The sequence below is a fragment of the Pseudoalteromonas sp. 1CM17D genome, assembly GCF_023161805.1.
Lineage (GTDB): Bacteria > Pseudomonadota > Gammaproteobacteria > Enterobacterales > Alteromonadaceae > Pseudoalteromonas > Pseudoalteromonas atlantica.
On sequence record NZ_JALNTP010000003.1, the window covers coordinates 237,170 to 260,442 of the forward strand.

25 protein-coding genes are annotated in these 23,273 nt (G+C 40.2%); 12 read left to right on the plus strand and 13 right to left on the minus strand.

All coding sequences use genetic code 11. The annotated features are described in order from the left end of the window. Positions 1-4 precede the first annotated feature (4 nt). The gene (locus MSC25_RS07565) at positions 5-2,140 is read right to left on the minus strand and encodes a M3 family metallopeptidase (RefSeq protein WP_096042068.1); all 2,136 of its coding nucleotides are present in this window, start codon (positions 2,138-2,140) and stop codon (positions 5-7) included. A 212-nt stretch (positions 2,141-2,352) separates the two neighbouring features. Further along, complete coding sequence (locus tag MSC25_RS07570; protein WP_004587392.1) at positions 2,353-2,559, minus strand: hypothetical protein; 207 nt, start codon at positions 2,557-2,559, stop codon at positions 2,353-2,355. 197 nt (positions 2,560-2,756) lie between these two features. Here MSC25_RS07570 and MSC25_RS07575 point away from each other — a divergent pair, with 197 nt between their 5' ends. The 6 genes from MSC25_RS07575 to yegD all read left to right on the plus strand — a co-directional run bounded on the left by MSC25_RS07575 (position 2,757) and on the right by yegD (position 9,725). Then, on the plus strand, positions 2,757-3,620 hold the full coding sequence (locus tag MSC25_RS07575) for a mechanosensitive ion channel domain-containing protein (protein ID WP_024034237.1): 864 nt from the start codon (positions 2,757-2,759) through the stop codon (positions 3,618-3,620). 410 nt (positions 3,621-4,030) lie between these two features. Next, positions 4,031-6,307: a TonB-dependent receptor gene (locus MSC25_RS07580; protein ID WP_248443053.1), complete on the plus strand. Its 2,277-nt coding sequence runs from the start codon at positions 4,031-4,033 to the stop codon at positions 6,305-6,307. Positions 6,308-6,413: 106 nt separating this feature from the next. Beyond that, positions 6,414-6,713 carry a hypothetical protein gene (locus MSC25_RS07585; RefSeq protein ID WP_004587389.1) on the plus strand — a complete coding sequence of 100 codons (300 nt, stop codon included), beginning with the start codon at positions 6,414-6,416 and terminating at the stop codon, positions 6,711-6,713. A 53-nt stretch (positions 6,714-6,766) separates the two neighbouring features. Then, positions 6,767-7,423 carry an HAD family phosphatase gene (locus tag MSC25_RS07590; RefSeq protein WP_096042066.1) on the plus strand — a complete coding sequence of 219 codons (657 nt, stop codon included), beginning with the start codon at positions 6,767-6,769 and terminating at the stop codon, positions 7,421-7,423. A 33-nt stretch (positions 7,424-7,456) separates the two neighbouring features. Beyond that, the gene (locus MSC25_RS07595; protein WP_248443056.1) at positions 7,457-8,299 is read left to right on the plus strand and encodes a DNA ligase; all 843 of its coding nucleotides are present in this window, start codon (positions 7,457-7,459) and stop codon (positions 8,297-8,299) included. Positions 8,300-8,360: 61 nt separating this feature from the next. Further along, positions 8,361-9,725 carry a molecular chaperone gene (yegD, locus tag MSC25_RS07600; protein ID WP_154944780.1) on the plus strand — a complete coding sequence of 455 codons (1,365 nt, stop codon included), beginning with the start codon at positions 8,361-8,363 and terminating at the stop codon, positions 9,723-9,725. An 11-nt stretch (positions 9,726-9,736) separates the two neighbouring features. Here the strand turns inward: yegD and MSC25_RS07605 are convergent, their stop codons facing one another. From MSC25_RS07605 to MSC25_RS07615, 3 genes are read right to left on the minus strand one after another with little or no spacing between them, the layout of a single operon-like run. Next, a complete protein-coding gene (locus MSC25_RS07605) occupies positions 9,737-10,201 on the minus strand; it encodes a methylglyoxal synthase (RefSeq protein WP_004587385.1) in 465 nt (154 codons plus the stop codon). Between the two features lie 60 nt (positions 10,202-10,261). Continuing rightward, positions 10,262-10,903 (minus strand): LysE family translocator, encoded by a 642-nt coding sequence (locus tag MSC25_RS07610; RefSeq protein WP_154944778.1) that lies wholly within the window; start codon positions 10,901-10,903, stop codon positions 10,262-10,264. Beyond that, positions 10,900-12,093 (minus strand): multidrug effflux MFS transporter, encoded by a 1,194-nt coding sequence (locus MSC25_RS07615; protein WP_248443058.1) that lies wholly within the window; start codon positions 12,091-12,093, stop codon positions 10,900-10,902. Before MSC25_RS07615 ends, MSC25_RS07610 begins: the two co-directional genes overlap by 4 nt. A gap of 183 nt (positions 12,094-12,276) precedes the next feature. Here MSC25_RS07615 and MSC25_RS07620 point away from each other — a divergent pair, with 183 nt between their 5' ends. After that, on the plus strand, positions 12,277-12,750 hold the full coding sequence (locus tag MSC25_RS07620) for a hotdog fold domain-containing protein (protein WP_248443060.1): 474 nt from the start codon (positions 12,277-12,279) through the stop codon (positions 12,748-12,750). A 7-nt stretch (positions 12,751-12,757) separates the two neighbouring features. Here MSC25_RS07620 and MSC25_RS07625 read toward each other — a convergent pair whose 3' ends face one another. From MSC25_RS07625 to MSC25_RS07635, 3 genes are all read right to left on the minus strand, one after another. Beyond that, on the minus strand, positions 12,758-13,249 hold the full coding sequence (locus tag MSC25_RS07625; protein WP_004587381.1) for a polymer-forming cytoskeletal protein: 492 nt from the start codon (positions 13,247-13,249) through the stop codon (positions 12,758-12,760). After that, positions 13,239-14,402 carry a M23 family metallopeptidase gene (locus MSC25_RS07630; protein WP_055253000.1) on the minus strand — a complete coding sequence of 388 codons (1,164 nt, stop codon included), beginning with the start codon at positions 14,400-14,402 and terminating at the stop codon, positions 13,239-13,241. The genes MSC25_RS07625 and MSC25_RS07630 overlap by 11 nt, the downstream gene beginning before the upstream one ends. A gap of 137 nt (positions 14,403-14,539) precedes the next feature. Beyond that, the gene (locus tag MSC25_RS07635; RefSeq protein WP_055253001.1) at positions 14,540-14,854 is read right to left on the minus strand and encodes a YebG family protein; all 315 of its coding nucleotides are present in this window, start codon (positions 14,852-14,854) and stop codon (positions 14,540-14,542) included. A 345-nt stretch (positions 14,855-15,199) separates the two neighbouring features. On the opposite strand from MSC25_RS07635, the gene MSC25_RS07640 reads away from it, so the two are divergent. Further along, positions 15,200-15,496: a ComEA family DNA-binding protein gene (locus tag MSC25_RS07640; protein WP_024034225.1), complete on the plus strand. Its 297-nt coding sequence runs from the start codon at positions 15,200-15,202 to the stop codon at positions 15,494-15,496. Positions 15,497-15,507: 11 nt separating this feature from the next. On the opposite strand, the gene MSC25_RS07645 is transcribed toward MSC25_RS07640, so the two are convergent. Further along, the gene (locus MSC25_RS07645; protein WP_054982151.1) at positions 15,508-15,810 is read right to left on the minus strand and encodes a DUF6170 family protein; all 303 of its coding nucleotides are present in this window, start codon (positions 15,808-15,810) and stop codon (positions 15,508-15,510) included. A 1-nt stretch (position 15,811) separates the two neighbouring features. Next, positions 15,812-16,330: a disulfide bond formation protein DsbB gene (gene dsbB, locus MSC25_RS07650; protein WP_024034224.1), complete on the minus strand. Its 519-nt coding sequence runs from the start codon at positions 16,328-16,330 to the stop codon at positions 15,812-15,814. Positions 16,331-16,851: 521 nt separating this feature from the next. Here dsbB and fadR point away from each other — a divergent pair. Next, positions 16,852-17,565 (plus strand): fatty acid metabolism transcriptional regulator FadR, encoded by a 714-nt coding sequence (gene fadR / locus MSC25_RS07655; RefSeq protein ID WP_004587375.1) that lies wholly within the window; start codon positions 16,852-16,854, stop codon positions 17,563-17,565. A 235-nt stretch (positions 17,566-17,800) separates the two neighbouring features. Beyond that, positions 17,801-18,406 carry a peroxiredoxin C gene (locus MSC25_RS07660; protein WP_004587374.1) on the plus strand — a complete coding sequence of 202 codons (606 nt, stop codon included), beginning with the start codon at positions 17,801-17,803 and terminating at the stop codon, positions 18,404-18,406. 86 nt (positions 18,407-18,492) lie between these two features. Here the strand turns inward: MSC25_RS07660 and MSC25_RS07665 are convergent, their stop codons facing one another. Then, on the minus strand, positions 18,493-21,084 hold the full coding sequence (locus tag MSC25_RS07665; RefSeq protein WP_248443062.1) for a TonB-dependent receptor: 2,592 nt from the start codon (positions 21,082-21,084) through the stop codon (positions 18,493-18,495). A gap of 377 nt (positions 21,085-21,461) precedes the next feature. Then, positions 21,462-21,941, minus strand: a complete 480-nt coding sequence (gene smpB, locus MSC25_RS07670; RefSeq protein WP_004587371.1) for an SsrA-binding protein SmpB — start codon at positions 21,939-21,941, stop codon at positions 21,462-21,464. A gap of 145 nt (positions 21,942-22,086) precedes the next feature. Between smpB and MSC25_RS07675 the strand changes: the two genes are divergently transcribed. Continuing rightward, positions 22,087-22,524, plus strand: a complete 438-nt coding sequence (locus tag MSC25_RS07675; protein ID WP_055253005.1) for a type II toxin-antitoxin system RatA family toxin — start codon at positions 22,087-22,089, stop codon at positions 22,522-22,524. After that, on the plus strand, positions 22,524-22,841 hold the full coding sequence (locus tag MSC25_RS07680) for an RnfH family protein (RefSeq protein WP_029773434.1): 318 nt from the start codon (positions 22,524-22,526) through the stop codon (positions 22,839-22,841). The genes MSC25_RS07675 and MSC25_RS07680 overlap by 1 nt, the downstream gene beginning before the upstream one ends. Before the next feature lie 65 nt (positions 22,842-22,906). Here MSC25_RS07680 and bamE read toward each other — a convergent pair whose 3' ends face one another. Next, positions 22,907-23,266, minus strand: coding sequence for an outer membrane protein assembly factor BamE (bamE, locus tag MSC25_RS07685; RefSeq protein ID WP_004587368.1), 360 nt, complete (start codon positions 23,264-23,266; stop codon positions 22,907-22,909). Positions 23,267-23,273 lie beyond the last annotated feature (7 nt).

Here is a 23,273-nt window from a genome sequence, read left to right on the forward strand (position 1 = left end):
GTTATTAATCAACTAAACCACGGCGCTTAAGAAGTGCGTCTGTTGTTGGTTTTTGGCCTCTAAACTCAATGTAGCTTTGCATTAAGTCGCGGCTGTTACCTTTTGATAGGATTTCTTCACGGAACTTGTCACCGTTTTCACGGGTTAGGCCACCGTTATTTTCCATATGGGCAAACGCATCGGCTGCAAATACTTCAGTCCATAGGTAGGCGTAGTAACCTGCTGAGTAACCACCGGCAAAAGTATGGCTAAAGTAGTTTGATTTATAACGCGGTGGCACTGGGTAGTAATCAATACCGTGTGCTTTTAGCGCATCGCTTTCAAACTTTTGAACATCACTGATTTTTTTATCAGAACCAAATGAATGCCATTCCATATCAAGTAAAGCAGCTGCTAAGTATTCAGTAGTACCAAAGCCTTGGTTGAATTTTTGCGATGCTAGTACTTTATCAAGTAATGCTTGTGGAATTGGCTCACCTGTTTTGTAATGCTTAGCGTAGTTAGCAAGTACCGTAGGTTCAATCATCCAGTCTTCATGTGCCTGTGAAGGAAATTCAACAAAGTCACGTGCTGTAGCAGTACCCGCTAGGCTTGGGTATTTAACATTTGAGAATAAACCGTGCGCAGCATGACCAAATTCATGGAACATAGTCGATACTTCGTCGAAGGTCATTAGCGTAGGCTCACCTTCAGCTGGTTTTGGAATGTTTTGTGCGTTGTAAATAACCGGTTTAGTGCCTTTTAAGCCGCTTTGGCTTACATATGCACTCATCCATGCACCGCCACGCTTACCTTCGCGAGCGTATGGGTCCATGTAAAATAAACCAATAGCGCTGCCATCTGCGTTAAATACTTCGTACGCTGTTACATCTTCGTGGTAAACAGGTAAGTCTTTACGCTCTTTAAAGGTGATACCGTAAAGCTTGTTCATTGCGAAGAATAAACCATCATGGATCACAGAGTTCATTTCAAAGTATGGCTTAACTAGCGCAGGATCTAGGTCGTACTTTTCAGCACGTACTTTTTCTGCGTAAAACGCCCAATCCCATGGCTTAAGCTCAAAGCTTTCGCCAGAATCGTTAATTACTTTTTGGATAGCGGCCGCTTCTGCTTTGGCTTTTTCAACTGCTTTTGGTGCAAGGTCATCTAAAATACCGTACACGTTGTCGGTTGTTTGTGCCATACGCGAAGTCATTACATACGATGCCCAATCTTTAAAGCCTAACAGCTCTGCTTTTTGTGCACGCAGGTTAGTTTCTTCAATAATGATAGGGCCGTTAGTTTTAGCAGCACGGTTTGTAGAGGCTTTAAAAATTTGCTCGCGTAGCTCACGGTTTTCAAGGCTTGATAAGATAGGTTGCTGAGTGGTATTAACCAAGGTGATCATGTAGCCGTCTTTGCCTGCTTTTTTAGCTGCGGCTGCAAGGCCTGCAATTTCACCTTCAGATAGGCCAGCAAGTTTAGATTTGTCTGTAACAACAATAACGTCTTCTTTAAACGATTTTAAAATGTTTTGAGAGAACGCAGTAGATAGCTCTGCAAGCTGAGCGTTTATTTCACGCATTTTTGCTTTTTCAGCATCGCTTAACTTAGCACCGGCTTTTACAAATTGCTTATAGTAGAAATCAACTAAGCGTTGATCTTCAGCGTTAAGCGCATCTTTATTGTCGTAAATAGTTTGTACACGCTTAAATAACGCACCATTTAGGTAAATGTCATCAGAGTGAGCAGATAATACCGGCGCCATTTTTTTGCTTATACGTTGGTATTCGTCATCTGAAATTAAACCCGATAGGTTGTAAAAAGCAGCAGATACGCGGTTTAACAACTCACCAGACTTTTCCATCTCAACAAGTGTGTTTTCAAATGTTGCTGGTTCTGGGTTGTTTGCAATTGCTTGAACTTGTGCAGTGTGCTGAGCAATACCTGCATCAAAGCCTGCTTCGTAGTCTTTTGTACCAAACTTATCAAACTCTGGTGCCATGTATTGTAATGGGCTTGGTTTGAATAATACATTGTTTGCGTTCATATCTTGCACTTGTGCTGCGCTCTCTTTAGCTGTGTTCTGAGTTTCGTTAGATGAACAAGCAGATAGGATTAGGGCACTAGCAATAGTAGTGGCGATCAGTGTTTTACGCATAATAACTCCATAAAAAGATGAGCCGAAATAGGCTTTTCGAGTCGAAAACCCAGTTAACTTATCAAATTTTGGCGTTTATACAATAAAGTTTATCGGTATTAAGCGGGATTTAAACGCAAATTAGCTACTAAAAATGCGATTTGGAGGTAAAAGTAGCCTTAAAAATAAACGTAAGGCTACTTAAATATTGTATTGTGTGTGTTTTTTAAAGGCTAGTTATAGCCAAGAACAAAGCGTTTTTCAGAACCAAAGCTATTAGATTGCTGGCCAAATTCTTTATTAATAGTAGCAAGTGTTTGTTCTTGCTCAGCAAGAAGGCACAAAATTTTATTGCGGTAATCTAGGCTGCTTTCAAACAAATTTAAATCTACCTGCGGCTGCAAAGTAGCGAGTCTTTGATTTAGAGTAAGTTGTGACATATGTAATCTCCAGTGCTTGTACACTATTTATATAGCACTCGGTGCAATAAAGAGTTAATAAATTGTTTAAACAAAAACGTTAAACCTATTAACTTAGCGTTTTAACACTATTATGCCGTGCTAAGCTTAGCGAAGACTGAACCACACTTATTTTTACTGAACAAATAACAAACAATAAATAATACTTTGGAAAATACATGACGCTCGAACACATTCAACATTATCTCAGCTTGGTTATTTTTACCTATAACGACGTACACATCACTGTGGCTAAGGTTATACAAGTTCCTTTAATTTTATTTGCTATGTGGTTTGTAGTAACGCGCATTGGCAAACTTATTAAAAAAACACTGTTGGCAAAAAAAATCAGCCAAGATGCGGTGCACCTATTTACGCGCATTTATTTTATTTTGAGTATCGCAATATTAATTTTCACCTCGTTAGAGGTTTTAAGTATTCCGCTTACGGCCTTTGCATTTGTATCAGGGGCCATAGCCATTGGGGTTGGATTTGGTGCGCAAAACATTATTAATAACTTTATTAGTGGCTGGATTTTAATGTGGGAGCGGCCAATTCGTATTGGGGACTTTTTAGAAGTGGGTAATGCAAAGGGCGTAGTAGAAACTATTAATACGCGCTCTACCCGCATTCGCCGTAACGATGGTGTGCATATGTTAATCCCTAATTCGCAACTGTTAGAAAACACAGTGACTAACTGGACCTTAATAGACGGTAATGCCCGCTCCTCGGTTAGCGTAGGTGTTGCTTATGGCAGCGATGTATTGTTAGTTAAAACGTTAATTCAACAAGTGCTTGATGATCATGATGCGATACTAACAAATCCAAAAGCCTCTGTTTTATTTGACGACTTTGCTGATAGCTCACTGGTGTTTAATGCAATTTTTTGGGTTTGTGCAGAGTCAGAAACCATGCTCAGAAAAGTACGTAGTGATATCCGTTTTAGTATCTATGCTGTTTTTGAAAAACATGATGTGGTGATTGCGTTTCCACAGCGCGATATTCACATTGATGGAGAAATTGCGTTAAAGCGTACTCAATGAATTTAGCCTTTAAAAATTTAGCAAGCATTAACGGGTTTTAACTGCGCGTTTCTAGTTTGGGTTTATTTGTAAAAATACGCAGTTTGCTACTTTAAAGCGGCTTTTGAAAGAAAGGACATATGTCCGTATTATTAGTCTTTTGCATCTAAAAGCGGGTAAAAAAGCTATAAAATGAGGTTAAATGTTGCAAAAAAGTTTACTTTTTTGTACATATTTATGCAGTAAATTTGTAATACGATGGTATAATCTTCATCGTTCGTTCAGCCTCATTACTCCGTTTTTGTACTCTCGGTGATGAGGTCCGCGCGCCATAAAGCAAGACGCGAAAAATTGTACGAGCCCGCAATGAATACATTGCGCAACACAAAAAACCGTTGAACAAGAGTGCATACAAAAGGTTTATACCCGACATGAAATCATTAAAAAAATCTGCAATAGCGACCATTATTAATGCAGTACTACTATCTGCTGCTGGTACATCTGTTTCGGCTTTTGCTGCTGAAGAAGATACCGCTAAAAAAAGCAATCAACTAGAAGTTATTCAGATTACAGCTCGTAAACGTGTAGAAAACGCCCAAGAAGTGCCAGTTTCAGCATCAGCATTACAAGGTGATAGTTTAGATGCTTATAGTTCTGCAGGAATGGATATTCGCTTTTTAAATGCGAAAATTCCAAGTCTCTCAGTTGAATCTTCATATGGTCGTACGTTTCCACGTTTTTATGTTCGTGGTTTGGGTAATTCTGATTTTGACCTTAACTCCTCACAGCCTGTATCATTAGTTGTAGACGAAATTGTTCAAGAAAGTCCTATATTAAAAGGTTTCCCGGTATTCGATACTGGCCGTGTTGAAGTGTTACGTGGCCCTCAAGGTACATTGTTCGGACGAAATACACCTGCTGGTTTGGTTAAAATTGATTCTGCTCGACCAACACAAGATTTAGAGGGGTACGCTTCGTTATCGTATGGCTCATTTAATTCGATAGACTTTGAAGGTGCTATAAGTACAGGCTTAACTGATAAACTTTCGACGCGGGCTTCTGTTTTAAGGCAAGAGCGAGACGACTACATTGATAATAGGTTAGAAGGGAATATTATTGATGATGCCACCGGTGGTTATCAGGAAACGGCTGCGCGTATACAATTTTTGTACGAAGATGATAATTTTAATGCTCTATTTAACTACCACACGCGTGACTTAAATGGTTCTCCTATTGTTTTTCATGCAAATGCTATTGAAAGCGGAACAAACAACGCTGTATCAGGCTTTGATCCAGAGGTTATAACTCAAGATACTGTCCAATATTCGACGCAAAATGTTGAAAGTCAAGGGGCAAATCTAAAGCTAGAATACGATTTTAATGATTATACATTAACTTCTATTTCTGGGTGGGAAAGTGCTGAAATTTATTCTCGAGCAGATGTGGATGGTGGTTTTGGTTGTGGAAATACCTTTATCCCGGGATGCCCAACTCCTGAAATGGGTCCAGGTTTTATCTTTTTAGCTTCTGAAACTGCAGATGCATTACCAGAGCACGATCAATATTCTCAAGAGTTACGTCTATCAAGTAATTTTGATGGTGATTTTAATTATCAAGTTGGTGCTTTTTATTACAAAGAAGATCAAGTTATAGAAACATACGGTTACGATGGTTTAGGCGCAAACTTTTTGACAGGGTATGTTAGACAAGATCAAGAAACTACTGCTTGGGCATTATTTGGCTCAACAGAGTTTCAATTAACAGAAAAGTTAGAGGTTACAGCCGGCCTTCGCTATTCTGATGATGAAAGGGATTTTACTGCTTCTCGTTATTCATCTCCAGATGCTGTAATTGCTGATTTAACTAAATCAGTCTCACCTGAAGATAGCCACGTTTCATGGGACTTAGCTGCCGCGTATAAATACTCTGATGATGTAAATTTATTCGTACGCGCCGCGAATGGGTTCCGTGCGCCTAGCGTTCAGGGCCGTATTTTATTTAGTGACGATGTTACTGTGGCTGATTCTGAAACTATAAACTCTATTGAAGCAGGTATTAAATCTGATGTTCTAGATGGTAGTGGCCGTGTTAATGCAACAGTTTTTTATTACCAAATGAGTGATCAGCAATTAACAGCTGTTGGTGGTGAATTTGGAAATACAGCTAGATTATTAAATGCAGATAAGACAGTTGGTTATGGTTTTGAGGTTGATACGCAGTGGGTTTTAAACGATGAGTTTGATATGACGTTTAACTTCAGCTATAACAATACAGAACTGCAGGATGATGAGCTATTCGCTTCTGGTTGTTTTGCATGTACTATTACTGACCCTCTAACTGAGCAAGGTTATAGTTTAGATGGAAATAGCTTACCGCATGCCCCTGAATGGATTGCTAACTTTACCCTTCGTTATACTAAAGAACTTGGTGACGGAGAGTTTTATGCTTACACTGATTGGTCTTACCGTAGTGAAATAGATTTCTTTTTATATGACTCAGTAGAGTTTACTGGTGAGGCGTTGCTTGAAGGCGGTGTGCGTGCTGGTTATAAGTGGTTCGATGGAGATTACGAATACGAGGTATCTGCTTTTGCCCGCAATATTACGAATGAAGAAGTATTTATTGGTGGTGTAGATTTTAGTAACAACTCTGGGATTGTTAATGAACCTCGCTTTGTTGGTGCTGAATTTAAAGTTAACTTCTTCTAAAGATAACCTTAAATTTTATTAATTTTTAAAAGCCTGCCTTGTGCAGGCTTTTATGTTTTTATAAAGCTGGTAAAGTAGCGTTAATTAACTTTGATGAGATAGAAAAATGGCTGGATTTTGGAACTACCGTGTAATTTTTTGTGAAGCAACGAAAGACGAAGCAGCGCAATACCAAATACACGAAGTAGAATATAACTTAAATGGCAAAGTAACTAATTGGTCAGAAACAGGCGCAGCACCTTTTGGTACAACGCTAGATGAGCTAGCAGCTGATGCCGATCGTTTAAAAACGGCGCTAGAAAAACCAGTACTTAAGGTTGTGCGCAAAGCCCGAGGCTACGAATTGGTTGATGTTGAAACCGGTGAAGAAGCATTTGCTGAGCCACCTGCTGGCTTGACAGCATAATATTATAAAGGCGCCTAGGCGCCTTTTTTAACGTCAAAATTTAAGGAATGAGGATGAGCTTAAACGCAGTATTGTTTGATATGGATGGCACGCTAGTTGACTCTGAAAGCATGCACTTTGAGTGCTGGAGCCAGCTGCTTGCACCCTACAATGTAAGTTATAACGAAGTGGAGTTTTGTCAGCGCTTTTCAGGGCGCCCAACGCTAGAAGCAGCAATTGATATTAAAAATGAGCATAATTTAGCCGTCAGTGCACAGTTTTTAGCAGATGAAAAATATCGATTATTTGGTGAATACGTAAAAACTAATTTACCGCCTGTTATGCCTTTTACTAAGCAAACCTTACACGCTGTTAAAAACAGTGGGCTAAAAATGGCGTTAGTTACCGGTAGTGCTCGCAGCGAAGCTATGCCTATTTTAAAAGGGCTAGGTTTTTATGAGTTATTTGATACTGTAGTGACAAAAGACGATGTAACAAATCCAAAGCCAGCAGGCGATCCTTATCTTTTAGCGCTTGAGCACATACATGTAGACCCAGAGCATGCAATTGCTGTAGAGGACACCTTTACGGGCGTTTGTGCTGCAACTAATGCACAGGTTAGAGTCGTTGCGATTGCAAATCATCATACAATTGACCATGACTTTAGTAAGGCGACGTACAAAATGGCTGACCTAGGTGAGTTTTGGCAGTGGGTCGAATCTCAACTATAGTTAAAGCCTTATTTTATTTGCAGGGATGCAGTAATGGCTCAGCTAAAGTACTTACTTTTCATTGTCAGCTTAATTGGCTCATCGCTTGTTTTTGCGGCGCAGCCTCAGGTGTTATTGGCAAAAGTATATGATGAATCTAAACATGGCAATATTAGTGAATACCTCGTTAGTGAAAAATTTGATGGTGTAAGAGCAATATGGACGGGCGATAAATTTATTACCCGTAAAGGAAATGCGATTAACGCCCCGAGTTGGTTTACGGCGCCATTACCAAATGTTTGGTTAGATGGGGAACTGTGGATAGCGCGCACTCAATTTTCTTTGGTCAGTGGGATTGTAAGAACTAAACGCCCCAGTAATTCAGATTGGCACGCTATACGCTATCAAATATTTGATATGCCAGACTCAACCCTTCCTTTTAGTACGCGTTATAAAAACTACCAAGCCTTGGTAAAACAAATCAATAAGCAGCATATAACTGCAGTTAAGCAACACCGCTTTACTAGCACAGCCCAATTAACAGCGTACTTTGAAGATTTAACTAAGCAAGGGGCTGAAGGGGTGATGCTGCATTTAGCCAATGCTAAACATAAAAGCGGGCGCAGTAATACATTATTAAAGTTAAAGCCCTACCTTGATGCTGAAGCGGTTGTTATTGCACATTTACCGGGTAAAGGAAAATACACCGGTATGTTAGGTGCATTAAAAGTAAAAACACCTCATGGGCAAATATTTAAAATAGGCACGGGCTTTAGTAACGAACAGCGCCAAACACCTCCGGCTATAGGTAGCACGGTAACGTATCGGTACCATGGGTTAACAAAGCATGGCTTACCACGATTTGCGAGCTTTTTAAGGGTGAGGGAGGGTCATTAGCGTTTATAATTTTGGCAAAGTATGCTAAATTGCGCGGCCTTTTTCTAATGTATGGTGAAGTATGTTTGTAGGTTTTGATTACGGTAGTTCTAATTGTGCCATGGGTGTTATGGAGCAAGAGGAAGTACAGTTAGTGCCACTTGAGCAAGGAAAACATTATTTACCTTCTACTCTTTATACGCACCATAGCGCATTAGTTGTCGACTTTGTGGCAAAGCATGTAAAAGGCACTGCCCACGAGCATGACTTTTTAACGCAGCGCCAAGCTTTATTAAATACACTCCCACGTATTAAGTCAGATCTTGATTTACAACCTACAGATGAAACGCTTTTTATTGGCCGTGAAGCCATTAGTGAATATGTGCAGTTTCCTGAAGAAGGCTACTTTGTAAAATCTCCTAAATCGTTTTTTGGTGCCACAGGCTTAAAGCAAGGGCAAATTAATTTTTTTGAAGATATTGCTACGGCAATGATTTTAAAAATAAAGCAACGCGCAGAGCTTTCACTTAAAACCCCATTGACGCAAACGGTTATTGGTCGTCCAGTTAACTTTCAGGCTGTTGGCGGTGAGCAGTCAAATCAGCAAGCTGTAGGTATTTTAGAGCGCGCAGCTAAGCGTGCGGGCTTTAAAGACGTTGAGTTTTTATACGAACCGCTTGCAGCAGGGATTGATTACGAAAGTAGTTTAGTGGAAGACCAAAAAGTGCTGGTTATTGATATTGGCGGTGGTACCAGCGATTGCTCGTTTGTACAAATGGGGCCAAGCTTTAGAGGTAACAGTGAGCGCGATAGTGACTTTTTAGCCCACAGCGGTAAGCGAGTTGGCGGGAATGACTTAGATATAGCGCTTAGTTTTCATGGTTTAATGCCATTGCTTGGTTTAGGCAGTACCTTTAAATCCGGCCTACCTTTACCAAACCAACCTTTTTGGCAAGCCTGTAAAATTAATGATGTAAATTTACAAAGTCAGTTTTATAGTGAAAGCCACTATCGAGAACTCACTGCCCAATTACGCGATGTCAGTGCACCTGCGCTTTTCAAACGCTTAATTCATCTACAGCAAAATAAACAGGGCCATCAGTTAGTACAGCAAGGTGAGGCGGCTAAAATAGCGCTTTCATCGGCAGATGCTTTTGATTGCGATCTTCGCTTTTTAGATAATGACCTTAGTAAAAACCTATCGGTTAGCGATTTAGCGGTTGCAGTAGAAAGTAGTATTAGCCAAATAGTAACGTTAGCAAAACAAGCAATTACCGATGCAGGAACCACCCCAGACGTTATTTATTTAACAGGGGGGAGTGCGCAGTCACCACTTATTAAAGCCGCGTTAAGTGAGCATTTAGGTGATATTAAAATGCTGAATGGCGATCACTTTGGTAGTGTAACGGCTGGCCTAACAAAATGGGCCAGCATGCTTTATAAGTAGCTTAAAAGGCTTTAAAGACTGATTTGTCGGGTTGCGAGGTATTTTTCGTAATCTGGCAAAGTACGTTCAAGCTCAGTGTCCATTAAGGGCGAGCTTAATAACATGTCGGCGCTGACTTCATTACAGGCCACAGGAATATTCCAAACAGCAGCTAAACGCAGTAATGCTTTAACATCAGGGTCGTGTGGTTGTGATGCCAACGGATCCCAAAAAAACACCAATACATGAATTTCGTGCTCGGCAATTTTAGCTCCTAGCTGTTGATCGCCCCCCATAGGACCACTTAATAGCTGAATAACCTCTAGCCCGGTGGTTTTTTCGATTAAATGGCCTGTGGTGCCAGTACCGTATAAGGTGTGTCTGCTTAAGGCTTCTTTGTGTTTTTCGCACCATAATTTAAGCGCGGCTTTTTTACCATCATGCGCAACTAAGGCAATATTTTTATTAGCGGGTAGCGATTGTTTTTTTTGTTCCATGCTGCATCTTATTTTGTTGAGTAACCAAGGCTTTGGTTAAGTAATACCAATTTAGTGTAATTAGTATAATAAATTAATGGCCAGTGCAATAAATACCATGCCGGTCACTCGGTCTATCCAAAGTTGGCTATGTGGGTATTTTTTGAAAAATTGCGCTATTTTGTCGCCAAAGTAAATATACGTACAGTCAATTGGGAAAGCAAAAATAGGGTAGAGCAGGCCAAAAAATGCTAATTGAAACGTTGCCGATGATAAGCTTGGGTCTACAAACTGAGGGATAAAAGCAATAAAAAACAACGCGACTTTAGGGTTTAATACCTCGGTCATCATGGCTTGAAACATGACATTTGGCTTTTTACTGGTGCTTACATGGGGCTTATCATCACTAGCGCAATCGGCGGTATTTGGCTGCGAAAAAGTGCTTTTAATCATCACAAACCCTAAATAGCACAAATACGCCGCGCCTAAGTACTGTACTGCGCTATAAGCGGTGGGCGAGGCTTTTAACACTGCGCTTAATCCAATAACAGCAAAAAATGTGTGTATTACTCCACCTAAAGCAAAGCCAAATGCGCTTTGCATACCTGCCGCTCTGCCATTGGCAAATGTTTGCGCCATTAAAAATGCGTTTGATGGCCCAGGGGCCACCGCCATTAAAAAGCTCGCCAGTAAAAATGATGCTAAAAAATCAGGGTTGATCATGTATTAACCGGGTGCAATGTATGGGCTTTTTTACTCATTAAAATTAACCAAAGTGGCGCCAGTAACAATAAATGAAAAGCAATTAGCCAAGGTGTGCTAAGGCCTAAATATTGCGTTAAAAACACAAGCACACTAGCGCCACTCATTTGCATAGCACCAATTAAGGCAGAGGCTGTACCGGCTTGTTTTGGAAAGCGCGATAACGCCATACCGGCCGCAGAGCCTAAGCTCAGGGCAAAGCCAAGTGCTGCAATTAAAATAGGTAGCATAAGTGCAATGGCCGATTCTATATGGCTAAGTGCAATCATTAATATGCCAGAGGTCACCAATACTGTAACCCCAACACGCAGGGCTTTTTGGCTATTACGTTTAATATAAATGGGGGTAATAAAGCTGGCTACAATACTTAATACGGCATTGAGCGTAAACCAAAAAGTAAAATCGGCAACGGTGCCCCCTAAGTGCGTAATTATCCACCCAGGTGCCAAGGTGACATACACAAGAATCGCCGACATGGCGACCATACACAGTAAGCTATTAAATAAAAATATCGGTGTTTTTAATATTGGCACAAACCGGCGTAAGTCCAATATATGCCCTTGGTAGTGACTATCAGCAGGGCGGGTTTCTCTAAATAAGGTGAGCGTAATGACCAGGCCCGCTAACGCAAACAAAGTTAAAAACATAAAGTTCATGCGCCAGCCAAATTGCACGGTAAGCCAAGCACCTAATATAGGCGCAAGCGCAGGAATAAAACACACAATTCCATTTAAATAGGTAATCATTTGCCCGCTGCGTTCGCTGCCGTACTTATCACGTACAATAGCAAAAGCAACCACAAACGTAGCACATGCACCTAACCCTTGCAGAGCGCGTGCAAACATTAATACAGCAAAAGAGGGCGCCATATAGGCAAGTAAGGCTGAGCCTGCATATAAGCTAACACCTACAACCGCTACCGGCTTTCGGCCAAACTTATCAGCAAGCGGCCCTGCAATTAATTGCCCTAAACCCACAGTCAGCATAAAAATAGCCACCGTTTGCTGAACCTGTTGTTCGGTTACGTTAAATTGCGTGGCAATAGTTGGAAAAGCGGGAAGATAAATATCAATTGCCATAGGGCAAAATATTACGAGTAACGCTAAGATGAGTAATAAAATTAAGTTAGGTTTAGCGGGCTGTGTTTGCATTAGGTCTCCTTTTGCTGGCTATTTTAGGTGCCCGCATATAAAAAAGAAAGGGCTTATGAGTGAGCCACGCTTTATTGTGATAAATATTTCATGACATTAGGATTAACAGCGCGGTGAATTGCGCTTTTTTTAACTGGTCTGATGTGTTAATTTGAATTTATAAACACAAAATGGGAAATAACAATGAGTAATAAATCAGCCCTTTTAAAAACTTGGCTTAAATTTAAACGCTTACCTTTTGGCAATTGGTTGTTTAGCAAAGCGGTATGCATAAAAGCCCCGTATTTTGGCTCAATGAAACCTTACGTACTCGATTTAAGAGAAGGACACTGTAGCGCTGTCGTAAAAAACCGCCGTAGTGTGCATAACCATATTGGAACTATTCATGCTATTGCACAATGTAACTTAGCTGAGCTGTGTGCTGGTGTAATGGTAGATGCCACCGTGCCTTATAAAACGCATCGCTGGATCCCAAAAGGAATGACGGTACACTATTTAGCAAAGGTTGATACCGATGTAACTGCTATTGCAGAAATCGACTTGCCTCGCCAATGGGCAGATAAAGAAGATTTAGTAGTGCCAGTTAAGCTTTACAATACCCGCAATGAACTGGTGTTCACTGCAGATATTACGATGTACATAACCGAGAAAAAGTAATGAGCGCTTAATTAGATTTGGCTTTATCAGCGGCTTGCTTATTAACAAACGACAAGTCGCTATCAGCATCATCAAGCAAAGTTTTTACTTCTTTAGCCGGCTTTAAATCTTCGCTAATAAGTTCCGGTTCTTCTTTTTCAAAGCGCTGTTTTAAGCTGCCTTCAATAATGGCTCCCGCATCAATACTTAGTGTGTCGTGAAAAACATCGCCATGTACGTGAGCGCTGCTTTGAATATTCACTTCACTTGCGTTTAGTGAGCCAATAATTTTTCCTTTTACAATGACACTTTTAGCTTCAACCACACCTTCAACAATGCCGGTAGAGCCAATTACCAAGTGCTCTGCCTTTATATCGCCATCAATTCGGCCATCTAGCTGCACTTCGCCTTGGCTGGTAAGTGTGCCAGTTAAGCGCACATCTTCAGAAATAATAGAAGGGGTATGATTTACTCTTTTTAACGTAGTTTGACTACTTGGTTGCTTTTTTTTACCGAACACGAGAAAGCGCCTTTGTTATTTTTAGAGGATTGACATGTTTGCCATCGAGTAACACTTCATAGTGTAAGTGGGTGCTGGTACTTCTGCCAGTACTGCCCATTAATCCAATTACCTCATTTTTAGCAATTGTTTGGCCTTTTTTCACTTTAATTTTATTTAAGTGGCCAAAACGGGTGACCAAGCCATTTTTGTGCTCTAGCTCGATAAAGTTACCATAGCCGCCATTTTTACCAGCGCGCAATACACGTGCATCAGCAGGGGCAAAAATTTCGGTTTTATGCCAGCCGGCTAAATCAACACCTTTGTGAAAAGCGCGGCGGTTGTTCATCGGATCTTTACGTAACCCAAAGTTGCTCGAAATATAGTATTTAGCCGCAGGCAAGGGCAGTGAGTTAGGCAGCTCTGTTAAAAAGTTTTCAAGGTTGTTAAGTAATAATAGCTTATCAACAATGGCTAAAAACTGCCCTGGTATTTTAGTTTCGTCAAATACATCTAACGGGCCACCTTGCGCACTGGTTTGTGCGCCCAGTGCTAAATGTTGTTCAAGGGCTGATTCTAAGCCTGCGCCTTTTAACATCGCTAAAATTGCATCATGGCGTTTATTAATTTGCGCATCAATAAGCGCAAAATTGTGCTCGTAGTATTTATTTAAGCGCTCATAACGTGCGGCAAAAGTGATTGGCGTTAGAAGGCTGGCGTGTTTGTTTTTCGGCTCTTCATCTACAAGTGGTTCATGAAACTCGCCTTTGTCTTGATTAACAGGCGATTCAAGTTGTTCTTCTAGTTTTATTGTCTCTTTACTAATAGATGCGGGGAGGGATTCAATCATACCTTGCAAAAGTGCCTGCTTTTGCTCTAGTACAGCAAGTTGTTCTAATTGCTTAGCGTGCAGTGCTTTTTGTTCTTGGACCTGCTTTTGCCACACTTGTTGTTTATCAATTTGGCTTTGTTCTATGTCGGTAATTTTATTTGTTTGGCTATAAACACGAAAACTAGAAATACCGACCCAAGTAATAGTGCCTAAAATAAGCAGTACTGTAAAAAGCTGAAACCAAGGCGCCAAAACAACATGCTTAACTTCGCCATTTTGACGAATAAGCAACTGACGGGCTGGGAAAAATTTTTGGTAAAAAGACTTAATAAATACTGACATGGCACATAAACACTCGCTATTAACCGGATTAATGTATCAATTTCAGTCTAAAAAGCCAGAAAAAATTTGTAACTGTTCAAAATTAATAAAAAAGGGTTGCTATTTAGTAGCAGCCCTTTATTTAAAATAGTCACAAATTAGCTAGCTTGTTGCTCATCGTTATCTTTTATTGATGCTACGTTGTCGGCTTTTTTAGCTTTAGCTGTACTTTTTGTTGTGGGCTCTTTTGCGCCTTTTAACACCGCCATGAAGTCATCTTTACTCTTTGCAATTTCAAGCGCAAGCGATTCAACCTGTTGCTCGCTCAGTGGCACATCTACTTTTTCCAGCATTACTTCAAGCGATTCTGCTATATCGAGCATTTTGTCATAGGCATCCGCTTCTTTTTTAGTAGTAAACGTCATTCGCTCAACTCCGTTTCGTTCTACAACATATTTAACAACAACAGCCATGATCTCTCCTGCTTGATTGCGTGGTAATGTGGTTAGTGACCCATAGGTCACTGTTTTTATATACAGTAAATGTTTGTATGTAAAATTGCAAGCATTCGGTGCATTTTTAGCTTGTCATCAATTTGACAAAAAAGCGTAACTTTACTTTAGTTAAGCAATCACTTGTTGTACCAGCTGCATTTTAGGTTTTCGGATTTAGGTGATTATGCACTGGAAATAATATAAGTGATGCGCGTTGCTCCTTATTTAACATTATTTCCTCAAATAAAAATTAAGCACATGTTTAAAGCCAAATTAGCCGTTTAACTATAACGCTTTGGTATAAACAAAAATAAGGAATAACAAATGAAAAATCTATTAACGCTACTTATTATTAGCTTTTTAAGCTTTAGCGCGTTTACCCACGCTAACCCTGTTGAAGATAAGCCTATGGTTGAAATGCCGCAAGCGCCAGTTATTAATATTAATAGTGCCGACTCAGAAATGCTGGCCAAGTTGCCTGGTATAGGTAAGAAAAAAGCGCAGGCTATTGTTGATTACAGGGTTGAAAATGGTGAATTTTCCCAGCTGAGCGATTTAACTAACGTAAAAGGAATAGGTAAAAAGCTTGTAGCTAAACTAGAAGGAAAAGTGTCTTTATAATAGGCAGGGCGCTAAGCGCCCTGTGAATACTGCTCAAGTGCTTTGGCTAAATATTTTTTAGCGAAGTTTATTTCAATCGGGGTGGTTAAAAGCGGGTAAAACAGGCCACCTAAAATTAAAAAGGGAATGAGTTCCCACCCTTTAAAAACAGTAAATAACAAAAACAATGGGCTGAGCAATATCAGCTTTACTATTCTTAATAACACTCTATCGGTGGCAGGTAGCATACTTAGCGCAATAGCAACAACGGCTTGTCGCTGCCTCACTTTAAGGTGCTTTAGTTCAGGCAGCTGACTGGTAAAAAACGTAAACATATTAAATAGTCTTTTTAGTAAGTAAGCGAGTGGTAACAAGTACAAAAAGCGTGATAGTAAATAACGCAAATAGTATTTCCATCCATGCTGGCATACTTAATCCCGCAAATTGCCAATCGATATTACCGCAATCCCCTGTGGCTTGAAAAAAGCTTGGGATCCATTCATGCAATGGCATAAATGAAGGAAAGTTTGGCTCAAACTCACAGCTAAACGCAAAGGGATCGGTGGTTGTTTGCATTTCAATGTGCTCACGTGCAATAAAGTAACCCCACACACTTGATACACCCCACACTAAATAAGCGATAGCGCGTACTAATTTACTTTGTGGTTTAGTTGCGCCAATAATGCCTGCCCCTAATAAGCCTAATACCGCAGTTCGCTGGTAAATACACATAATGCATGGAGCAAGGCCCATCTGGTATTGAAAAAACAGTGCGGTGACTTCTAATAAAAATACAATGCCTGTAAATAGTAGCCATGGAGTACGTTGAGTAGGGAGTTGTGCTAGCCAGTTCATAAAAAATCCGCATTGAAATAAGACGTTGAATTATGTACTAGGATAAAGTAACGAGCAACAAAAAGGGTAAAAAAGCTACCGAAGTGGCTTTTTTTAAGATGAAATTAATAAGCGGTTATGGCCAATCCTATTTAGGGAAAGGTTAAGCTTTTTTGCTAAGTAAACATGTAATATAAGATTGGTACGCTAAAAAGACTTGATTAAACGTTACAGTTAATAGGCTCTGCTGTATGCAATATTTTGAATGTACTTGCTGCCGCACACGGGAATTATTGTAGTAATGTAATGGTGAAGCAAAAACAGCAATGGTATTAATGTACCTACTATGAATAGGGTTAATTTATTTAGCGAATTAGGCCTAATTTAAGCATGTTGAATTTTATTATTTACTATTGCGAAATTTTCAGCAGTTGGTTGGCACTTATATCAACGAGTTTACTTGTTAGTTATATTTCATCTGGTACAATCTGTCAGTTATTCGTATAAAACGATGAGTTGTGATTAATTCGAGTGGGAATTGAATGAGAATTTTTAAAGCTAAAAGCCCAGCAGGGTTTGCTGAAGAGTATATAGTTGAATCTATCTGGAACGGCGATTTCCCTCCAGGTTCAATTCTACCTGCAGAGCGTGAGCTTTCTGAGTTAATTGGTGTAACCAGAACAACCTTACGTGAAGTACTGCAACGTTTAGCACGCGATGGCTGGCTAACTATTCAGCACGGCAAGCCAACCAGAGTGAATAACTTCTGGGAAACATCGGGTTTAAACATACTCGAAACGCTGGCGCGCTTAGATGAAGACAAAATGCCAGAGTTGACCGATCAGTTATTATCTGCACGTACTAATATTAGTGCTATTTATACCCGTGCAGCGATAAAGCTTAACCCTGAGCGTGTTATTGAAATTTTATCAAAAAGCGATGAACTTGAAGACACTGCGCAAGCTTTTGCAGATTACGATTACAAAGTACACCACGAATTAGCTGTCGCTGGTAATAACCGCATATACGTACTTATACTTAACGGTTTTAGAGGGTTTTACTTTAAAATTGGTTGTCATTATTTCTCAGACGCAGGCACTCGCCAGTTAGCACGTCAATTTTATAAAGATCTAACAGTATTGGCTGAAAACCGTGAGCATGATGGCGCGATTTCAATGATGCGTAAGTTTGGCCATCAAACCGGTGAAATCTGGCAAAATATTAAAGGCGATATGCCTTCCGATATCATGGATTAACCCATTTTTAAAACCTGCAAATGCAGGTTTTTTTATAGTCGTAATAAAGTTTTAATATCTGTTCGGTATTTTCGATTGTGCACATCGCTAAATACGATTGTTCTTTTTTCCTTATTAAATTTAAAATGCCACGTAATTATGTGTTGGCGCTATTGTTTTTTAATTTTTAGCGCCCATATAAGTATCAGCATTGCGTATGCAATCGACAACAAACTCAAAATATTTGGAGAATAAAATGGGTGTATTAGTAGGCCGCCAGGCACCAGACTTTACCGCTGCAGCTGTACTAGGTAATGGTGAAATTGTAGATAGCTATAACCTTCATGAAACAATTAAAGGTAAAAAAGCAGTAATCTTCTTTTACCCACTAGATTTCACGTTTGTATGTCCTTCAGAACTTATCGCATTTGATAAGCGTTATGAAGAATTCCAAAAGCGTGGCGTAGAAGTAATTGGTGTTTCTATCGATTCACAATTCTCACACAACGCATGGCGTAACACTGCTGTAGCAGACGGCGGTATTGGTAAAGTTCAATACGCACTAGTTGCAGACGTTAAGCACGAAATTTGTAAAGCATACGACGTTGAGCACCCTGAAGCGGGCGTTGCATTTCGTGGCTCTTTCCTAATCGATGAAGAAGGTAACGTACGTCACCAAGTAGTAAACGACTTACCACTTGGTCGTAACATCGACGAAATGATCCGCATGGTTGACGCGCTAGCATTTCACAGCGAAAACGGCGAAGTATGTCCTGCTGGTTGGGAAGAAGGTAAAAAAGGTATGGACGCAAGCCCTGAAGGTGTTGCTAAGTTCCTATCGGAAAACGAAGGCGAGCTATAATTTAGCCCCTACGTTTTAATAAAAAACCGCCATATGGCGGTTTTTTTGTTTTTAATATAGCCCATTTAATAATGGGCTATATTAAATTAAAACGAGAAGGTTACTTTAGTGTAGAAGTAACGACCTCGTGGGTTGTGTACGCCCGATGCATACCCGTAAAGGTCGGCATCGCCATCACCAATGGCAAATGGTGGCTCTTCGTCAAATATGTTATTTACACCAAGCGACACTTTAGTTGCATCACTTACACGGTAAGATGTTTGTAAATCTACCAGTGCTTGCGAGTCAACCATACGCGATGTATTGCTATCAAAGTCTAAATTACCGTCAAAGTCTATATCTGGGGTATCTTCAAACTCGCCTACGTAGCTAATATTTACGTTGGTATTAAATTGGCCAATTTCCCAGTTAGTAGAGAAAATCCAGCGGTGTTCTGGGTAATTGTATTCACCCGTGTAATCGCGGCCGTCTTTTTCAAACTTGTTTTGGTACGCCCATTCTAAGTTAAATTTAAGTAAGCCTAAATCATCCAGCGAATGGTTGTAATTTGCTGATAAATCAACACCTGACACTTCTTGCGAAGAGACGTTTTCAAAGGTGCTGTATATTTTTTGAATGGTGCCTAAGCTATTACCACCACTAGGTGCTAAGCGTACACACACCGTGCTATCTTGGTTATTACACTCAGAGTTATAAATTGGGCCAAATTCTTGTTCATCAATTTTATTATCTTGGGTAATACTCCACACATCTACGCTTAAACCAAACTCAGCAGAAGGTGCCCAAATAAAGCCAACGTTCCATGATTCTGACTCTTCGGCTTCTAAGTCAGGGTTACCAGCAAATTCAATGTTGTAATCTAGCGCGTCACAATCAAGGCCAGTTGCTTCACAGCGATAAGTATCTACAAAAAACTGACTTTCTTGTGATGGACCTAAACCTACTTGTGCAAGCGATGGCGCTCTAAACCCTTGTGCCCACGAACCACGAATGGTTATTTCGTCGGTAGGTGCCCAACGTAAAGCTACTTTAGGGTTTGTTGTATTACCAAAGTCGCTGTAATCATCGTAACGGCCAGCGAGTTGTAGCTCTAGGTTTTCAGCAAGTGGGATTGAAAATTCCACATAGGCTGCGTATTGGTCGCGCTCTGCTGCAGCAGACACAGACTCAGTACCAAAAATTAAACCGCGCTGAAATTGGTCATCCGGTGTATCGGTTACATCTTCTTCACGGTATTCAATACCCGCGGCCATCATAACCACATCATCACCAAAGCTGAATGCTTCACCAGAGATGTTAGCGTCGAATGAGGTCATATGAGACTCACCGCGGCGAACTAAGCTTGTGGTAATTCTGTCAATAACTTCTGGGCTGTTATAGGTGCCACCAAATGGGTTATAGTTACCGGCATCAATCTCTTGTTGTAAAAAGTCGGTGCGAACCCAACCTTGCGAGCGATCGCCTGTTTGAAGTGATTTACTACGGCCTTTTTGAACCGCAGCTTCCCAGCTCCATTCCTTAATTTCGCCTCTTAGGCCAGCTACAAAGCGAAGCGTGTCTGATTCAATATCCCATTGGCGAGCGCCCGCATCAACCGTACGGTAACGGCCAATTTGAATATTTTCACCAAACGGGTTGTTAGGGTGGCTAGCAGGTACTGTTAAACCTGCATCTTCATCAAGTGGGGTAGGGGCACCGGCTGCAACTGAGGTATTATGCTGCACTGCCATTTCTAAAAAGCCGGTAATACCATTATCAAAATTGTATTCAAATTGAGAAATAGCTCCTACGCGCTCAGACTCAGGGGCGATGTAGCCAAATGGGCCGTAATCAAATAAACAACTGCCGCTTGATGTGGCGTTTTCAGCAGGGCAATCTGGGTCAATTGTTTTTACACCATCAACATAAAAGTAGCCTGGGAAGCCACGAGAAGAGCGAAAGTCTTCGCCGCCATAAGGCGATTGATTAGCGGTGCCTAAGCTGCCCATTTCATCTGACGAAAGCGAGGTGTTTTTAAAGTAATCAATAATAATTGAGGCGCTGCTTTTTTCGCTAGTTGTACCCCATACTAAACTTGCTGTTGTTTCTTCGTAATTAGGGCCATCGGTACCACCGTAGCCTAAGTTTAGTTCAACGCCATCTATGTCTTTTTTCAAAATAACGTTGACTACGCCCGCTACTGCATCAGAGCCATAAATTGCTGATGCGCCATCTTTTAAAATATCAATGCGTTCAATTGCCGATACCGGAATACTATTAATATCGACAAATGAGTTTGTTATACCTTCGGCAAAGGCACTAATAGCCACACGGCGGCCGTTGATTAGCACCAATGTAGCATCAGCACCTAAACCACGTAGGCTGACCGCGGCAGATCCATTTGCAGTTGAATCTTGGTTGTTGCCGCGTGTTGAGAAAGTACCGCTGCCTGCCACAGGCATTCTTTCGAGGAGTTGTTGAAGGTTATCGTAACCCATGTTTTCGATATCTGCTCTGCCAATAGATTGTACTGGCGAAGGCCCTTCGATATCGGTGCGTTTAATGCGCGAACCTGTTACTTCAATGCGTTCTACTTTTTTTGCTTCTTCGGCAGCATAAGCTGTTGTTGTAAACCCTGCTGAAAGTGCGATTGTAGCACCTGCAATTATGCTAGGTGTAAATGCAATTGATTGCTTCATCCTTAAGTCCTTGTTGATATGTTATAAATTTAGTTGCTTAACAAGCGCTGACATTAATATCATGTAACTTAAGTGTTATCAATCTACACCCTTTGCGATTTTAGTATGAGTTTTTGTAGAGTATTGAGGGAAAAATATTCAATAATAGAAACAACGAAAAAGGATAGGCAAGGCTAAATTACTCGCTTTGTACCATAAAATTTGCGCACTAAAATGGGTAGGCATCTAAAGAAATTAAAAAAATAAATAAAGTGTAATAATTTATTTATATCATGCACAGGGATTAATTAAATAAAACTGAGGGGAATTTGATCAGGTTGTTTTAAATTTAACCGGTGAGAAATTAAAAAAACGCCTAAATAAATTAGGCGTTGTGTTTATACTTTATGTTTCATGAGGCGTTCTTTCTCACGCGACCAATCTTTATTTTTGCCGTCTTCACGTTTGTCATGCATTTTTTTACCTTTTGCTAAGTGAAATTCAAGTTTCACCCAACATTTTTTCCAATACATGGCAGTGGCAACAAGTGAGTAGCCATCTCGTTCAGTGGCACCGACTAATCTATCAAGCTCTTTGCGGCTTAATAACAGTTTACGGTATCGCATTGGATCGCAAATAACATGAGTCGAGGCGCTATTTAAAGGCTGAATTTGACTGCCTAATAAAAAAGCTTCGCCATTTTTAAGATGAATATAAGTTTCTGAGATGTTTACCTTACCAGCTCGGATACTTTTTACTTCCCAGCCCTGTAGTTCAACACCTGCTTCAAACTTGTCGTGTAAAAAATACTCATGACGCGCTTTTTTGTTAAGCGCGATGGTATTACTGTTCGATTTTGATGATTTGTTCTTAGCCATAGTGCCCTATAATATACGTATTAAGAGATGTTTTACATCGATTTTTTATATGTGCCTTTAAAATAATCTGGTGAACTTAAGACCATGAAAATTTGGGGAAACGCGCAAAGCTTGCTAAAATTCGCCCACACAGTTGGGAGTGAGTATGCCACAAATAGAAAAAAGTGCGCTGGTTATGTACAGCACTAAAGAGATGTTTGACCTAGTTAATGATGTAGAAGCTTATCCGCAGTTTTTACCTAATTGCTCAGACTCTAAAATCGTTTCGCAGCACAATAATAACATGACCGCGAGTTTAGAAATATCCAAGGCGGGTATAAAAAAGTGGTTTACCACTGAAAACACCTTTATTGACGAGCAAACCGTGCAATTAAGGCTGGTTGATGGCCCATTTAAAACTCTTAAAGGGCGTTGGCATTTTCAAGCGTTAGATAAAAAAGCCTGTAAAGTTGAGCTTAAGCTTGAATTTGAATTCTCTAGCAAGCTTATAGAATTGGCGTTTGGTAAAATATTTAATGATGTAGCTAAAAATATGGTTAGCGCATTCACGCAACGTGCAAAAGATGTATACGGAGCAAGATAATGATTAGCGTTGAGATAGTTTTTGCATTACCGACTAAAGCGACCACATTAACAGTGGAAGTAGCGCAAGGAACCACAGCCGAACAAGCTGTTATTCAATCTGGGATCATTGAAAAATGCCCTGAAATAGACCCAACTGCGCTTACTTTAGGTGTATGGAATAGAACAGTAAAAGCGCATTACGAATTAAAAGATGGCGACAGAATAGAAATTTATCGTCCACTAATTGCAGACCCTAAAGATGCTCGAAGAAAGCGTGCTGAAAAAGCAAAAGAGGAAGGTCGAGCAAATAAAGTTACCGGTGGGCGTCCTTTATAAAGGTCATTAATGTAGTAAATAAAAAAGGTGAGCTATGCTCACCTTTTTTTTAATAACTAAAGCGTTTACTGCTCTAGCGGAGTATCAAAGTTTTCTGGTTGATCATAATCACCCGAAACAGCAACTAGTTGATCATTTTCAAATTTAACCAGCAACTCTTTATGCTGCTCATTATCGCGGCCTTTGTTAAAGCTGTACACATAACGCCAGGTACTATTATCAAACGCATCTTCTGCTATTGGACGACCTAATACATAAATAACTTGCTCTCGTGTCATGTTTACACGAAGCTTATCTACATCTGATTGCTCTAAAAAGTTACCCTGTGGGATATTGATTCTATATACCCAGCTAGAACAACCTGCTAAAGAGCTGAATGTGAGAGCAACGATAAGCCAAAGAGAAAAAGTTTTTAACGACTGCATTGTTAGT

Excerpts from the sequence above, each read along its gene's own strand:
- MSC25_RS07565 (WP_096042068.1), bottom strand. The coding sequence starts at position 2,140 with ATGCGTAAAACACTGATCGCCACTACTATTGCTAGTGCCCTAATCCTA.
- MSC25_RS07570 (WP_004587392.1), bottom strand. The coding sequence starts at position 2,559 with ATGTCACAACTTACTCTAAATCAAAGACTCGCTACTTTGCAGCCGCAG.
- MSC25_RS07575 (WP_024034237.1), top strand. The coding sequence starts at position 2,757 with ATGACGCTCGAACACATTCAACATTATCTCAGCTTGGTTATTTTTACC.
- MSC25_RS07580 (WP_248443053.1), top strand. The coding sequence starts at position 4,031 with ATGAAATCATTAAAAAAATCTGCAATAGCGACCATTATTAATGCAGTA.
- MSC25_RS07585 (WP_004587389.1), top strand. The coding sequence starts at position 6,414 with ATGGCTGGATTTTGGAACTACCGTGTAATTTTTTGTGAAGCAACGAAA.
- MSC25_RS07590 (WP_096042066.1), top strand. The coding sequence starts at position 6,767 with ATGAGCTTAAACGCAGTATTGTTTGATATGGATGGCACGCTAGTTGAC.
- MSC25_RS07595 (WP_248443056.1), top strand. The coding sequence starts at position 7,457 with ATGGCTCAGCTAAAGTACTTACTTTTCATTGTCAGCTTAATTGGCTCA.
- yegD (WP_154944780.1), top strand. The coding sequence starts at position 8,361 with ATGTTTGTAGGTTTTGATTACGGTAGTTCTAATTGTGCCATGGGTGTT.
- MSC25_RS07605 (WP_004587385.1), bottom strand. The coding sequence starts at position 10,201 with ATGGAACAAAAAAAACAATCGCTACCCGCTAATAAAAATATTGCCTTA.
- MSC25_RS07610 (WP_154944778.1), bottom strand. The coding sequence starts at position 10,903 with ATGATCAACCCTGATTTTTTAGCATCATTTTTACTGGCGAGCTTTTTA.
- MSC25_RS07615 (WP_248443058.1), bottom strand. The coding sequence starts at position 12,093 with ATGCAAACACAGCCCGCTAAACCTAACTTAATTTTATTACTCATCTTA.
- MSC25_RS07620 (WP_248443060.1), top strand. The coding sequence starts at position 12,277 with ATGAGTAATAAATCAGCCCTTTTAAAAACTTGGCTTAAATTTAAACGC.
- MSC25_RS07630 (WP_055253000.1), bottom strand. The coding sequence starts at position 14,402 with ATGTCAGTATTTATTAAGTCTTTTTACCAAAAATTTTTCCCAGCCCGT.
- MSC25_RS07635 (WP_055253001.1), bottom strand. The coding sequence starts at position 14,854 with ATGGCTGTTGTTGTTAAATATGTTGTAGAACGAAACGGAGTTGAGCGA.
- MSC25_RS07640 (WP_024034225.1), top strand. The coding sequence starts at position 15,200 with ATGAAAAATCTATTAACGCTACTTATTATTAGCTTTTTAAGCTTTAGC.
- MSC25_RS07645 (WP_054982151.1), bottom strand. The coding sequence starts at position 15,810 with ATGTTTACGTTTTTTACCAGTCAGCTGCCTGAACTAAAGCACCTTAAA.
- dsbB (WP_024034224.1), bottom strand. The coding sequence starts at position 16,330 with ATGAACTGGCTAGCACAACTCCCTACTCAACGTACTCCATGGCTACTA.
- fadR (WP_004587375.1), top strand. The coding sequence starts at position 16,852 with ATGAGAATTTTTAAAGCTAAAAGCCCAGCAGGGTTTGCTGAAGAGTAT.
- MSC25_RS07660 (WP_004587374.1), top strand. The coding sequence starts at position 17,801 with ATGGGTGTATTAGTAGGCCGCCAGGCACCAGACTTTACCGCTGCAGCT.
- MSC25_RS07665 (WP_248443062.1), bottom strand. The coding sequence starts at position 21,084 with ATGAAGCAATCAATTGCATTTACACCTAGCATAATTGCAGGTGCTACA.
- smpB (WP_004587371.1), bottom strand. The coding sequence starts at position 21,941 with ATGGCTAAGAACAAATCATCAAAATCGAACAGTAATACCATCGCGCTT.
- MSC25_RS07675 (WP_055253005.1), top strand. The coding sequence starts at position 22,087 with ATGCCACAAATAGAAAAAAGTGCGCTGGTTATGTACAGCACTAAAGAG.
- MSC25_RS07680 (WP_029773434.1), top strand. The coding sequence starts at position 22,524 with ATGATTAGCGTTGAGATAGTTTTTGCATTACCGACTAAAGCGACCACA.
- bamE (WP_004587368.1), bottom strand. The coding sequence starts at position 23,266 with ATGCAGTCGTTAAAAACTTTTTCTCTTTGGCTTATCGTTGCTCTCACA.